Source organism: Undibacterium sp. Xuan67W (genome assembly GCF_049340165.1).
Lineage (GTDB): Bacteria > Pseudomonadota > Gammaproteobacteria > Burkholderiales > Burkholderiaceae_D > Undibacterium.
The window spans coordinates 159,909-173,048 of record NZ_JBMPPN010000002.1 but is presented as its reverse complement, the minus strand read 5'-3'; the positions used below and the strand labels follow the sequence as shown (position 1 = coordinate 173,048).

The window sequence follows — 13,140 nt, the reverse complement described above, 5'->3', positions numbered from 1 at the left end:
AATGGATCGCGATCAGAACGATACCTTCACTGCTTTACGTTCTTCTGCTGATTCAGTTGCCTGCAATAATTCGCCTGGTTTAAAACCGAACATATTGGCAATCACCGAACCCGGGAACTGCTCTATCGACGTGTTGTACTGCATCACGCTGTCGTTGTATGCCTGACGTGAAAAGGCAATTTTATTCTCGGTACCGGTCAGCTCTTCTGTGAGCTGCATCATGTTCTGGTTGGCCTTCAGATCGGGATAAGCTTCCGACAAGGCAAACATCTTTCCAAGGGATGCTGTCAGTGTACCCTCGGCTGCCGCCAGTTGCTGCACTGCTGCGGCATCAGAAGGGTCGCTCACGGCCTTGGTATTGGCGGTCACCGCCTGATTGCGTGCAGCGATTACCGCCTCTAAGGTCTCACGCTCATGCTTCATATAGCCTTTTGCGGTCTCGACCAGATTAGGGATCAGGTCATAACGGCGCTTGAGCTGCACGTCAATTTGTGCAAAAGAATTTTTAAAGCGATTACGCAAACTCACCAGACGGTTGTATGCACCGACTGCCCAGAAAGCGACCACTGCAATAATGACGATTAAAACGATGAGTGCTGACATATATTCCCCTGATAAAAAAGAGAGGCCGAATGATCAGCCTCGTACTTACCGTTACAGATAATTTATTGCACTGGTTCTTGTTTCTTCGGTGCTGCCTGCATTTCTTTTAATTCGGCTTCGGAGATGTATTCAAACACCTTGACGACTTTGCGTACGCCATTCACACCACGGGCAACCTCACCGGCCAGATTGCCTTCGCGCTGAGTGACGCGTCCCATCAGATAGACAGTACCAGCCTCAGTCACGACTTTAAATGCACTCGCGTATAAATCTTTCGTATCGACAAATGAGGCTTTGACCTTGGTCGTAATTAAAGCGTCGCTGGAACGTGCCGAATAATTCGACAATCCGGCAATCTGCAATTCATTCTGTACCGCCTGTACGCCTTCGATCGCACGCATCTCACGCTCAGCGTTCGCTCTGGTCTGTTCATCGGCGACTTCGCCGGTCAGTAAAGCGCGGCGGTTAAAGCTGCTGACATTGATATGCGCAGCATCGCCAAAAGTGCGCGACATGCGGATTTCGCCTTTGAGCGTGATCGACTTATCTTCTGTCTGCGCACCGAAAGTACGCCGGTCCGTCGCGGCAAACGTGCCGACAACCGCGCTGCCTACCATCATTTCTACGCAGCCCTGCAAACTCACGGCTGCGGCGCAGCACAGGCTGATCGCCAGTAACGGTCGCGCTGATTTCTGGAATAAATTTTTAATCATCTGCATCACCTCCGAATAAAGCGGCATCGATGCCGTCACACAAACAATGTATGGTTAATAAATGGACTTCTTGTATCCTGGCAGTACGGTCATGCGGCACACAGATATGGACATCCGCATCCGTTAAAATTTCACCGATCTGACCACCGCCTTTGCCCGTCAGCGCAATCACGCGCATATCACGCTCAATGGCAGCGTTGACGGCATTCACGATGCTGGCGGAATTGCCCGACGTCGATAAAGCCAGCAAAATATCGCCTGCCTGGCCGAAAGCCTGTACCTGCTTGGAAAATACCTCCTGAAAGCTGTAGTCATTCGCTACCGCCGTCAGAATGGACGTATCCGTCGTCAATGCCAGCGCTGGCAAAGGCAGCCGTTCACGTTCAAACCGCCCGACCAGTTCCGCCGCAAAATGCTGGCAATCTGCAGCGGAACCGCCATTACCGCAGGCCAATATCTTGTTACCGTTAGACAGCGCGGAGAACATTAGTTCCACTGCTTGTTCAATAGGACGAGCCAGAACACTGGCCGCTTGGATTTTGAGTTCGGCACTCTCTTGGAAGTGCGCAAGGATGCGTTGATTTGTCATGGTGCGCTGATTATAAAGCAGGTTATCCCTTTTCAAAATCATTCGTGTCACTAGCCTGTGACTACAGCCTTCCTCCTACTACAATCCGCAGGCTGGATGCGGCTTGTGGAGGCATTTCATGCCAGAAGGCGCGTCCTGATTGCGGATGCGGTTTTGGACGTTGCTATTAATGCCGCAATACTATGCGGGTTCACTGAGAAAGCGTCATCTATGGGACGAGGAATTTTGGTGTATGTATTAGCTTGTTGGACACAACCGGCTACAAGCGTGAAGCAAATCATCAGGCAACGATCACATTCTTTAGCCAGTTGATATGCCCGCCATCAATCGCGATCAGATCAAAGCGGCAAGCGGGTTCCGTCGATTGTTGTTGCAAATAGACTTGTGCGGCATGCGTCATACGACGTTGTTTGGCTGGCGTGACGCTGGCAACCGCACCGCCGAATTGCTGGCCGCTCCGGGCTCGGACCTCGACAAACACCAGCGTTGCACGATCCAGCATGATGAGATCTATCTCCCCGCCTTTACACGAAAAACTTCTTTGCACTAAGCTCAATCCTTGATGAAGCAAATAAGTAAGTGCCTGCTCCTCACCCTCATCACCTTTTCTCTGGCGACTGGTTCTGACTGATGCCAGCCGCTTTGATAACCAACTCTGCTCCACCATTGTCGTACAATCCTTATTTGATCAAACTGAAGTGAACTCGCATGCATCCATCCGAACCGTATCTGCTCGCCAACTCGCCCGTCATGGATGCGGTCGCTCACCAGACTTATCCTGTCGGGACATTATATGTAGTTGCCACACCGATAGGAAATGTCTGTGATATTTCCCTCAGGGCCTTGCATTTGCTGGGACTGGCAGACGCTATTGCCTGCGAAGATACGCGCAATACCGCTCAATTGCTGAGTCGCTACGGCATCAACAAACCTTTGATCGCCGCGCATCAGCACAATGAGCGCGAGGTCGCTGAAAAAATTCTCGGCCGTCTGCAAGCGGGTGAACGTATTGCCCTGGTTTCGGACGCGGGGACGCCCGGCGTATCAGATCCGGGAGCAAAGATTGTGGATCTGGTACGCGCGAACGGCATGCAAGTCATGCCATTGCCCGGTGCCTCCGCCGCGATCAGCGCACTGTCTGCCAGTGGCCTGATCAATGACCAGTTCTATTTTGTCGGCTTTTTGCCTGCGAAAGCAGGACAGCGCGAAACCAGCTTACGTCATCTGCTCAGCCTGCCTGCCACACTGATTTTTTATGAAGCGCCACATCGGATTACCGAGACAGTCAACGCCTTGCAAGCCGTCTTTCAGGCGGACCGGCAAATCGTGTTCGCACGTGAATTGACTAAATTGTTTGAAGAGATTCATCGCTGCCCTTTGGCACAGGCGGCAGGGTGGCTGAGCGCCGATCCGCATCGTGAAAAAGGGGAATACGTTATTTTGCTGGAAGCTGCGCCGCTTGCGAAGGATGATGAACAGGTCGAAGCGCGCCATATACTAAGCATCTTGCTGGAAGAATGTTCAGTGAAGCAGGCCGCCTCGTTAGCCGCCAGAATTACCGGCCAAAAGAAAAATGCTCTGTATCAGATCGCGCTGGAAATGAAACAGGCTGACGAAAGCCAGGATGACTAAGATGCACCGTCGATAGTGCGGTGAATAGCAAATTCATCCCGATACTGCGTCACATTGATAATGCAAAGCACTAGCAATTTTTTACACTAGCGTTGCACCACAATCGGCTTAGCGATGCCTAAATCGGCGGTTTGCACGATCGCTGCAGACGCTTCCGAACGGCTGGAAAAAGGACCACTGACCAGCCGGTATAAACTCCCTTGCTGCACAATATCGAATCCTGGCAAACGGCTCTCCGCCTGCGTCTTCAGTCTTGACATGACGGCCTCTGCGTTCGCCCGTATCGCAAACGCGCCGAACTGAATATAAAATCCGGCAACTGCACTAGTTCCGGCCCCAGCACCAGTATCGGTCGTGACGTTGATTAATTGCGCTTTAGAAGGCGTCGTTGCCTCCTTGCTTGGAGCAAATTGCTCAACAGGCTTGCTACTTTGCTGAGCTAACAACTCTTCCATACTGATTTGCTTTGCCGTCGACTCACTCATGGCACCGGGCACCTGCACGGTTGATGCCAAGGTCGATGCCAAGGCTGTTTTCGCCACGGGCACCGGCCCCTGATTTTTGCGGTTTTCCGCCATGCGCTCTATATCTTCAGGCAATAAACGCTCGACTTCCAGCTGACTGCTGCCCTTCCCTAAATAGTCAAGCTTCAGTGCTGCGGTATAAGATAAATCGATGATACGGCTGGAGTGAAATGGTCCCCGGTCATTGATCCTGACGATGATCTGCTTACCATTCGCCAGATTGGTGACGCGTGCATACGACGGAATCGGCAATACCGGGTGCGCTGCCGTTATTTTGTACATGTCATACAGTTCGCCGGACGAAGTTTTTTGCCCGTGAAATTTTTTGCCGTACCAGCTACCGACGCCGCGCTGTACAAACGGTGTCGCAGTATCGGTTAAAGGTGTGTAGGTCTTGCCAAAGACAACGTAGGGCTTGTTGCCTGAGCGGGAAAATGCTTCCACGGCCGGAATCGGCTCAACGGTATTTTCCAGTCCTTCGGGCGGATTATCCCCAGGGCCGTCATCTTTGTAATAGGCACCTTTACCGGAATTGGCTTTGGGAAGCTGAGGCACGACAGATGCATTGCCAACAGGCTTACCCGGGACTTGCGTAGATGGACGCGGCTCATTGACAACCGCTTGCCTAGGAGCGCTGCCACATGCAGCAAGGAACATCGCAGTGATCAGCAAAGACCCGTTGCGCGCAAGCTGAAAGCGGCGGTCCATCATGTCTGCACCAGTTTGCGGTTTCTTTGTATGCTCATCAAAATACCGGCCCCCATACCCAACGTCATGAGTGCGGTACCACCATAACTCATGAACGGTAAAGGCACACCGACGACGGGCAAAATACCGCTGACCATACCCATGTTAACAAAAGCATAGGTAAAGAAAATCATCGTCACTGCTCCCGCCATCAGACGCGCAAACAAAGTCGGCGCGTTTGCGGCAATCATCAGGCCGCGGATGATCAGCAAGAAATACAGCACGACCAGTACGCAATTACCGATGAACCCAAATTCCTCGGAGAACACCGCGAAAATAAAATCCGTCGTTCTTTCCGGAATAAATTCCAGATGTGCTTGTGTACCTTTGAGCCAGCCCTTACCCGTCGCGCCGCCGGAACCCACGGCGATCGTCGCCTGAATAATGTGAAAACCCTTACCCAACGGATCGCGGCTGGGATCAAGCATCGTCAGGACACGGTCACGCTGATAGTCATGCAATAAATAAGGCCAGATCACCGTAGGCACAGTCACCGCAGCAAACACGGCAATAGAGATCAGGATTTTCCATGATAATCCCGCCAGAAAAATAACCGCAAAACCGGCGGCAACCACGAGTAAGGCGGTTCCCAGATCCGGTTGCTTGGCGATCAGGCCCACCGGTATCGCCAAAATCACGGTCGCGATCACAAAGTCCTGCATGCGCAGCGCACCCTCGCGCTTTTGAAAATACCAGGCCAGCATTAACGGTGCAGCGATCTTCATCATCTCGGACGGCTGCACCGGAGTGCCGATGTTAATCCAGCGACGCGCTCCTTTTTTTACCATGCCGAAAGCAGCAACCGCAATCAACAGGGCAACACCAAATGTATAAATCGGAATGGCGAACCGCATCAGGGTTTGAGGGGGAATATTGGCAACGATCCACATTGCCACAAAAGAAATCAGGATATTACGTAACTGATCCTCGACCCGCCCCGGAAAATCAATCCCAGCAGAATATAAAGTCACGATACCAATCGACATGATCAAAAAAATGATCATCGCCAGCGCAGGATCGAATACCAGGAAGCGCGACTTCAGCGATTGCCAGTTAACTCGGTGATTATTCATCGCTTAATCCTTATTGCCTTGTGTCTGTCCACCCGGTTGCGGGCCACCTTCTGATTCCGCATCGGCTTTAAGCTCCGATTCGGCACGCGTCGTCAGGGCATCGCCTTTGATGACAGGTGTTTTGTCTTTATCCAGCGGGCGCTTACCAAGCAAATAATAATCAAGCGCTTTGCGGACGATCGGTGCAGCCGCCTCGGATCCCCAACCGCCATTTTCTACAATCACGGCAATGGCGATTCTTGGTTTATCCAGAGGAGCGAATGCAATAAACAATGAGTGATCCCGCTGGCGCTCAGCGACTCGTTTAGCGTCATATTTTTCACCTTTTTTCAGTCCAACAACTTGCGCCGTGCCGGTTTTACCTCCTGCCAGGTAAGTCGCAGTATGAAATACACCATAACCAGTACCACCATTAGGATCCGTCATGACACCTGCCATGGCCTTTTTGATGACATCAATATTTTCCTGCTTCAAAGGGATGCGGGCACTTTCTTTAGCGACGGTCAGCGTTCTGGCATGCGACTGCGGATCCTCGGTCATCTTCACCAGATGCGGTTTCATCACGACACCATCGTTCGCCAGAGTTGCCATCGCATGGGCCATTTGTAAAGGCGTAAAGGTGTTATAGCCCTGGCCTACCCCGAGTGAAATTGTTTCGCCGGCATACCATTTTTGTTGTGCCGGTTTTTTATACACCGAACGCTTCCAGCTTGTCGATGGCAACACACCTTGTTTCTCATGCTCCAGATCGATCCCTGTCTTTTGGCCGAAACCAAACGGCGCCATAAAATCGTGGATCGCATCAACGCCAAGATCGTTCGCCAAAATATAGTAATACGGATCGCAGGAAGCTACGATGGAGCGATACATATCGACGTAACCGTGACCGCCGGGCTTATCGTCATTAAAGCGATGTCCGCCAAACATAAAATAGCCGATGTCGTTAATGCCCTGGCTTGGTGTACGCTTCCCGAGCTCCAGTGCTGCCAGCGCCATGTAAGGCTTGTAGGTTGACCCCGGCGGATATGCCCCAGTCAGTGGACGATTCAATAAAGGCCGGTCTTCTGAGGTATTCAGCTCATTCCAGCTTTGCTGATCAATCCCCTCGACAAATAAATTAGGATCGTAGGTCGGCTTAGATACAAATGCCAGTACGTCGCCTGTGGCCGGCTCAATCGCAACCAGAGCGCCGCGCCTGTCGCCAAAGGCCTCTTCGATAATTTTTTGCAGTTCGATATCAACGGACAGAATCAAATTCTTGCCCGAGGTTGGCGCGGTCCGGGACAAGGTGCGAACTGCACGGCCACCGGCTGAAACTTCAACTTCCTCAAAGCCGGTCGTGCCATGCAACAATTTTTCGTAGCTTTTTTCCAGACCTTCCTTGCCGATGTAACTGGTACCGTTATAGTTCGCACCGTCTTCGCTGTCATCAATGATTTCGGCATCTTTTTGACTGATACGGCCAATGTAACCAATCACATGGGAGGCCACGTCACCCAGAGGATATTGACGGAACAGACGGGCCTGGATATCGACACCGGGAAAACGGAAGCGCTGCGCCGTAAACCGGGCCACCTCTTCATCGGTCAGTTTGGTGCGGATAGGCAGACTCTCGAAACTCTTGGACTCTTCCATGAGCTTACGAAATTGCTTGCGGTGCTTGGGTTGAATGTCGATCAGCATCGCCAGCTCGTCAATGACGATATCCAGATCCCTGGAAATTTTCGATGGCGTAATCTCTAAAGTGTACGCTGAAAAATTACGGGCCAGAATGGCGCCGTTCCGGTCGAGAATCAAGCCCCGATTCGGCACCACAGGAACGATGGAAATACGATTCTCATCGGCTTGCAGCGCATACACATCATGTTTGACAATCTGCAGCCAGACAAAGCGGGAGATTAAAGCAATGAAACAGAAAACAGCGAACGCACCGATGAAAAACAGGCGCGTCCTGAACAGATAGAGTTCACGTTCGGTATTCTTGAGTTCGGTCATATCTGTTTCTATCCAAGAGACAAGCCTGGATTAAATCTGGATCAAATGGGGCGGGTATCGTCTTTATCGACCGCACGACGCTGCGGTGCTAACAATAACCAGGTAACGACAGGCCATAGCAAGGTTGTGACAAAGCTTTCCGAGAAATACAGAATGCCGGGAAACTGTGCATCCGGCGCAACCAACATACGCACGACAACTTGAGTTGCCTGCACAAACAAGAACAACGGCAGTACATGTAAAGACTGCGTCAAAGGATTAAACCAAAGTACGCGCCGGTGTATGGTAATCGCGAAGTAGGATAGCAAAGTGTAGGCCAGCGCATTCTCACCGAGGTGAATCGCATCATGTACATCCATCAGCAAGCCCATGGCAAAGGCCACACCAATACCTACTTTGCGCGGCTGATGAATACTCCAGAACACCAACACCAAAGCAACAAAATCCGGTACGCCGATCCATGTACCCCAAGGTAAAAAATTCAGGAAGAAAGCACAGACCAGACTCACTGCTATAAAGGTCGAACTCACCGGCAACAAGATATAGTGCGGGCTATTCATTATGGCGTCTCCTTGCGAGTATCCCTAGCTACATCCTGGCCAGCGTCTTTGCTATCTTTAACCGGCGCGTTCTGTATGTCAGGATTTGCAGGTCTCGGTCCGTCTACAGGTTTTTGCACAATACCGTCCGGCGATTCTGTCGCTAATTCTCGCGCGGCATCACGGGTAACTTTACGGTTGATTTTTTCTTTTTTGACGCGGATATCTTCCGTATCGGGACGGGATAAATTATTGGTAGAAACCAGCAGTATCAATAATTGCCGGTTCTTTTCTATTCCCGCAGAAGGTACGCAAATAATATTTTCAAATGGCGTTGCCGCCTTATTCTCCACTTGCGCGACTTTAGCGACCGCTAGTCCGGCCGGATAGACGCCATCAATACCGGAAGTGACCAGAGCATCACCTTTCTGGATATCCGCATTCGTCGTCATACGCATATCCAACTGACCGGGCTGACCACGTCCATACACCACGCTGCGCAAGCCATTGCGGGCAATCTGCACCGGAATCGCCTGATTTTTATCCGTCAGCAAAGTGACTTCGGCTGTCATCGGAAAAACCCGTGTGATCTGTCCAACGACTCCGAGATCATCAATGACAGGCTGACTCAGCGCCACACCATGCTGCAGACCGCGATCGACAATGATCTTGCGGGTAAAGGGATCGCGTGCATCGTAAATGATTTCACTGAGGATGGATTTGACTGGCAGGCGTTCACGGACATCCAGCATTTTTCGCAAATGTGCGTTCTCGGCGGAGAGCTGTCCGTTTTGCTGCAATGCCTCGGCATTCAACGTCTGCTGACGCTTGAGCGTTGCATTTTCTTTTTCCAGCGTGGAAGCCGAGGTAAAGAAGTCAGATACCCTGAGTACAGCATCGCGCGGCATGACGGCAACAACCTGAATCGGATACAGCACCGTAGCCAACACCTGGCGGGCAAAGACCAGCGTCTTCAGGCGCGAATCAACAACGAGAAGGAAAATTGCCAGAATCGTAAAGAACACCACTTTGGCGCGGGCAGATGCGCCTTGTTTGAAGAGAGGTGGTGGACTGTATTGCATAAATTAAGCAAAACTTCGGCTAAAAAACTCATCAATATAACAGCAAGGCGAATACTGCCGGTACTATCATTGCGTGCAATTCGCGATGAAAGACTGATTGTATTCGCCGTGCCGGAAACTACTTTTTTACTATTTTTTGCTACTTTTTTTGACCTAGTAAATCTGCCTGAGCAAAATTTTACTGGCAGGTTTATTCGTAGGAAAAAATTGAACCCAGTTTGTCCATACGTTCCAGAGCCATGCCTGAGCCGCGTACCACGCAGGTCAACGGATCTTCCGCCACGATCACCGGCAAACCGGTTTCCTCCATCAACAGACGATCCAGATCACGCAGCAATGCGCCGCCACCCGTGAGCATCATGCCTTTTTCTGCGATGTCGGCACCGAGTTCCGGTGGCGTTTGCTCCAGCGCGTTTTTAACCGCCGACACGATATTATTCAAAGGGTCGGTCAGCGCTTCGAGAATTTCGTTACTGGAGATGGTGAACGAACGTGGAATACCTTCGGACAGGTTGCGTCCTTTGACTTCCATTTCTTTCACTTCAGAACCCGGGAATGCAGAGCCGATATTTTTCTTGATTGCTTCAGCAGTCTGCTCACCGATCAACATGCCGTAGTTACGGCGGATGTAATTGACAATCGCTTCGTCGAACTTGTCGCCACCGACGCGCACAGAGCCTTTGTACACCATGCCGCCCAGGGAAATAATACCAACTTCAGTAGTACCGCCGCCGATATCCACGACCATGGAACCCGTCGCCTCAGATACAGGCAAACCGGCACCGATCGCCGCTGCCATCGGCTCTTCAATCAGATACACTTGCGATGCACCGGCACCTAGTGCAGATTCACGAATCGCACGGCGCTCCACCTGTGTAGAACCACAAGGTACGCAGATAATGATGCGTGGGGATGGTTTGAAAAATTTGGTGTCATGCACCATGCGGATGAATTGCTTCAGCATTTGCTCTGTGACAGTGAAATCGGCAATCACGCCGTCTTTCATCGGGCGAATCGCTTCGATATTACCCGGCACTTTGCCCAGCATCTGCTTGGCTTCTTTACCAACAGCCTGGATGGTTTTTTTACCGTTAGGGCCACCTTCCTGGCGAATCGCCACGACGGAAGGCTCATCCAGCACGATGCCCTGGTTGCGTACATAAATCAGCGTGTTGGCTGTACCTAAGTCAATTGCCAGATCATTAGAAAAATAACTGCGAAAAAAACCAAACATGAAAGAATCCTGTATTTTGTGTTGTTGTCATGCGCAATCCCGTTGCGCGAATCTGTTGTACCCGCTCTTCGCTCGCCAATTAACGACTTATTACTGCCGGGCCGGCGTATACTATGGACGCAAGATCGGGCATTAAGTTGCACATTACTGTAGAGCAAATCATAAACAAAGAAGCTCTCAAAACCCTCGCAAGCGTTTCAATTCTGGCTGAGAAACATGCGATATCAAAAATCACCAGATACGGCAGGCTTCACAAACGCAATATTGTGCTGCGCAGCAGGTTTTCAGAGCTTCAACAGGTATTAACCCTACATTCTACCTTATAATCTGGGGAATAATAGGCTATCTGCAACAGATGCTAAAAACGGCTTTTTTGCCGATGTTGGCGACTTTAACCAACTTTTAGTCTTGTTGTTTTTAGTTTTATTCCCATTTTGTCATTAGCAGGTTTTTACTTACTTTTTACTTACTTTCTCACACGCGATTTACGCGTTTTTGCCATGTCATTAGACCTATCCGACGTAAAACGTATTGCCAATCTGGCACGACTTGAGCTCTCCGAGGCTGAAACTGTCACCACTTTAGACAAGCTAAATGGCATTTTCTCTCTGGTCGAACAGTTGAAAGCCGTCGACACCACCGGCATTACCCCATTAAGCCATCCGATTGCAGCGCTGATGCCTGAACTCGCATTACGCCTGAGAGAAGACGTCGTCAGTGAAGCGAATCATCGTGAGGAATACCAGAAAGTCGCCCCCGCAACGCAAGACGGGCTGTATCTGGTGCCGAAAGTACTGGAATAAGGCGAAACGCTGCCAGCCGTACCAAACACCGACACCCCGATTCACGCATCCAGTACTCACTCGTAACACTTGATCGCTTCGTCAAATAGCCTCCCCCGGCGCTATAAAACGAAATGACGTCAGACACCACGGACAGCCGAACATGCATAAGCACTCTCTTACACAACTCTCTGCCCTGCTGCACAGCAAGCAGATTTCCGCTACGGAACTCGCACAACATTACTTACAACGCATACAAGCCAGTGAATTGAACGCATTTTTACACGTCGATCCTGCGCTGACTTTGCAACAGGCAGCGGCAGCAGATGCGCGCCTGGCGAAGGGGGATGCGACGGTGCTGACGGGTATCCCGATTGCGCATAAAGATATTTTTGTCACACGCGACTGGCGCTCGACTGCTGGCTCCAAGATGCTGGCTAATTACACCAGCCCGTTTGATGCGACCATCGTCGAGCATTTCAAGCAGGCTGGCATGGTCACTTTGGGTAAACTCAATTGTGATGAATTTGCGATGGGCTCCAGTAATGAAAATTCGGCCTTTGGTGCGGTCAAAAACCCGTGGGATTTACGCGCCGTTCCAGGTGGTTCATCAGGTGGATCCGCTGCCGCAATCGCTGCACGTCTGGCACCTGCTGCGACCGCAACCGATACCGGCGGATCGATTCGTCAGCCAGCGTCCTTTTGCGGAGTGACCGGCATCAAACCAACCTATGGCAGCGTATCTCGCTATGGCATGATTGCTTTTGCGTCATCTTTGGATCAGGGCGGCCCGATCGCACAGAGCGCAGAAGATTGCGGTCTGCTGCTCAATGCCATGACGGGATTTGATGCGAAAGATTCGACCAGCCTCGAAAGAGCACAGGAAGATTTCAACCGCGACCTAAACAAAGATCTGAAAGGTCTGCGCATCGGTGTGCCACGCGAATTTTTCAGTGAAGGACTCGCCAAAGATGTCGAGCAGGCGGTACGTGCTGCACTCGCTGAATATGAAAAATTAGGCGCGGTTTTGGTCGATATTTCTCTACCAAAAACTGAGTTGTCGATTCCTGTGTATTACGTGATTGCACCTGCAGAAGCTTCGTCAAATCTGAGTCGCTTTGATGGCGTCCGTTACGGTCACCGCGCAGCGAATTACTCAGACTTGAACGACATGTACAAAAAGTCGCGGGCCGAAGGTTTTGGCGATGAAGTCAAACGCCGCATTCTGGTCGGCGCGTATGTGCTGTCGCATGGCTACTACGACGCTTACTACTTGCAAGCGCAAAAAATCCGCCGCCTTATCGCTCAGGACTTTCAGGCAGCCTTTGAACAATGCGATGTCATTATGGGCCCTGTTGCCCCCACTGTCGCATGGGATCTCGGCGATAAAACTGACGACCCCGTTGCGAACTATCTGGCCGATATTTTCACCTTATCGACTAGTCTGGCAGGTCTGCCTGGCATGTCGATTCCCTGCGGTTTTGGTCAGGGCGAAAAAAATGCAAAGCGGCCTGTCGGTCTGCAATTAATCGGTAATTATTTTGAAGAAGCAAAATTACTCAACGTTGCACATCAATTCCAGCAGGCGACTGACTGGCATAGTAAAACACCGGCATGAAACTAGCAT

13 protein-coding genes are annotated in these 13,140 nt (G+C 51.0%); 3 read left to right on the top strand and 10 right to left on the bottom strand.

All coding sequences use genetic code 11. From position 1 onward, the window contains the following. Positions 1-12: 12 nt before the first annotated feature. The 4 genes from ACO0LE_RS02490 to ACO0LE_RS02475 form a co-directional block, all read right to left on the bottom strand. Positions 13-603 (bottom strand): LemA family protein, encoded by a 591-nt coding sequence (locus ACO0LE_RS02490; RefSeq protein WP_422958834.1) that lies wholly within the window; start codon positions 601-603, stop codon positions 13-15. 62 nt (positions 604-665) lie between these two features. Continuing rightward, the gene (locus ACO0LE_RS02485; RefSeq protein ID WP_422958833.1) at positions 666-1,316 is read right to left on the bottom strand and encodes a BON domain-containing protein; all 651 of its coding nucleotides are present in this window, start codon (positions 1,314-1,316) and stop codon (positions 666-668) included. Beyond that, positions 1,309-1,905: a phosphoheptose isomerase gene (locus tag ACO0LE_RS02480; protein ID WP_422957467.1), complete on the bottom strand. Its 597-nt coding sequence runs from the start codon at positions 1,903-1,905 to the stop codon at positions 1,309-1,311. The genes ACO0LE_RS02485 and ACO0LE_RS02480 overlap by 8 nt, the downstream gene beginning before the upstream one ends. Positions 1,906-2,185: 280 nt before the next feature. After that, entirely contained in the window at positions 2,186-2,572 is a 387-nt protein-coding gene (locus tag ACO0LE_RS02475; RefSeq protein WP_422958832.1) for a YraN family protein, read from the bottom strand. A 41-nt stretch (positions 2,573-2,613) separates the two neighbouring features. Here ACO0LE_RS02475 and rsmI point away from each other — a divergent pair, with 41 nt between their 5' ends. Further along, positions 2,614-3,537, top strand: a complete 924-nt coding sequence (gene rsmI, locus ACO0LE_RS02470) for a 16S rRNA (cytidine(1402)-2'-O)-methyltransferase (RefSeq protein ID WP_422958831.1) — start codon at positions 2,614-2,616, stop codon at positions 3,535-3,537. 86 nt (positions 3,538-3,623) lie between these two features. Here the strand turns inward: rsmI and ACO0LE_RS02465 are convergent, their stop codons facing one another. The 6 genes from ACO0LE_RS02465 to ACO0LE_RS02440 all read right to left on the bottom strand — a co-directional run bounded on the left by ACO0LE_RS02465 (position 3,624) and on the right by ACO0LE_RS02440 (position 10,731). Further along, complete coding sequence (locus ACO0LE_RS02465; RefSeq protein WP_422958830.1) at positions 3,624-4,772, bottom strand: septal ring lytic transglycosylase RlpA family protein; 1,149 nt, start codon at positions 4,770-4,772, stop codon at positions 3,624-3,626. Next, entirely contained in the window at positions 4,769-5,881 is a 1,113-nt protein-coding gene (gene rodA / locus ACO0LE_RS02460; protein WP_422957471.1) for a rod shape-determining protein RodA, read from the bottom strand. The genes ACO0LE_RS02465 and rodA overlap by 4 nt, the downstream gene beginning before the upstream one ends. Positions 5,882-5,884: 3 nt before the next feature. Next, positions 5,885-7,876, bottom strand: coding sequence for a penicillin-binding protein 2 (gene mrdA / locus ACO0LE_RS02455; RefSeq protein ID WP_422958829.1), 1,992 nt, complete (start codon positions 7,874-7,876; stop codon positions 5,885-5,887). Between the two features lie 41 nt (positions 7,877-7,917). Further along, positions 7,918-8,436, bottom strand: coding sequence for a rod shape-determining protein MreD (mreD, locus tag ACO0LE_RS02450; RefSeq protein ID WP_422958828.1), 519 nt, complete (start codon positions 8,434-8,436; stop codon positions 7,918-7,920). Beyond that, the gene (gene mreC / locus ACO0LE_RS02445; protein ID WP_422958827.1) at positions 8,436-9,497 is read right to left on the bottom strand and encodes a rod shape-determining protein MreC; all 1,062 of its coding nucleotides are present in this window, start codon (positions 9,495-9,497) and stop codon (positions 8,436-8,438) included. The genes mreD and mreC overlap by 1 nt, the downstream gene beginning before the upstream one ends. A gap of 190 nt (positions 9,498-9,687) precedes the next feature. Beyond that, entirely contained in the window at positions 9,688-10,731 is a 1,044-nt protein-coding gene (locus tag ACO0LE_RS02440; protein WP_262837957.1) for a rod shape-determining protein, read from the bottom strand. A gap of 500 nt (positions 10,732-11,231) precedes the next feature. Between ACO0LE_RS02440 and gatC the strand changes: the two genes are divergently transcribed. Next, entirely contained in the window at positions 11,232-11,534 is a 303-nt protein-coding gene (gatC, locus tag ACO0LE_RS02435; protein ID WP_422958826.1) for an Asp-tRNA(Asn)/Glu-tRNA(Gln) amidotransferase subunit GatC, read from the top strand. Positions 11,535-11,676: 142 nt separating this feature from the next. After that, a complete protein-coding gene (gene gatA, locus ACO0LE_RS02430) occupies positions 11,677-13,131 on the top strand; it encodes an Asp-tRNA(Asn)/Glu-tRNA(Gln) amidotransferase subunit GatA (RefSeq protein WP_422958825.1) in 1,455 nt (484 codons plus the stop codon). Positions 13,132-13,140: the final 9 nt, after the last annotated feature.

Bases quoted from the DNA above. Each gene is read 5' to 3' on its own strand.
- ACO0LE_RS02490 (WP_422958834.1), bottom strand. From the start codon at position 603: ATGTCAGCACTCATCGTTTTAATCGTCATTATTGCAGTGGTCGCTTTC.
- ACO0LE_RS02485 (WP_422958833.1), bottom strand. From the start codon at position 1,316: ATGATTAAAAATTTATTCCAGAAATCAGCGCGACCGTTACTGGCGATC.
- ACO0LE_RS02480 (WP_422957467.1), bottom strand. From the start codon at position 1,905: ATGACAAATCAACGCATCCTTGCGCACTTCCAAGAGAGTGCCGAACTC.
- ACO0LE_RS02475 (WP_422958832.1), bottom strand. From the start codon at position 2,572: ATGGTGGAGCAGAGTTGGTTATCAAAGCGGCTGGCATCAGTCAGAACC.
- rsmI (WP_422958831.1), top strand. From the start codon at position 2,614: ATGCATCCATCCGAACCGTATCTGCTCGCCAACTCGCCCGTCATGGAT.
- ACO0LE_RS02465 (WP_422958830.1), bottom strand. From the start codon at position 4,772: ATGATGGACCGCCGCTTTCAGCTTGCGCGCAACGGGTCTTTGCTGATC.
- rodA (WP_422957471.1), bottom strand. From the start codon at position 5,881: ATGAATAATCACCGAGTTAACTGGCAATCGCTGAAGTCGCGCTTCCTG.
- mrdA (WP_422958829.1), bottom strand. From the start codon at position 7,876: ATGACCGAACTCAAGAATACCGAACGTGAACTCTATCTGTTCAGGACG.
- mreD (WP_422958828.1), bottom strand. From the start codon at position 8,436: ATGAATAGCCCGCACTATATCTTGTTGCCGGTGAGTTCGACCTTTATA.
- mreC (WP_422958827.1), bottom strand. From the start codon at position 9,497: ATGCAATACAGTCCACCACCTCTCTTCAAACAAGGCGCATCTGCCCGC.
- ACO0LE_RS02440 (WP_262837957.1), bottom strand. From the start codon at position 10,731: ATGTTTGGTTTTTTTCGCAGTTATTTTTCTAATGATCTGGCAATTGAC.
- gatC (WP_422958826.1), top strand. From the start codon at position 11,232: ATGTCATTAGACCTATCCGACGTAAAACGTATTGCCAATCTGGCACGA.
- gatA (WP_422958825.1), top strand. From the start codon at position 11,677: ATGCATAAGCACTCTCTTACACAACTCTCTGCCCTGCTGCACAGCAAG.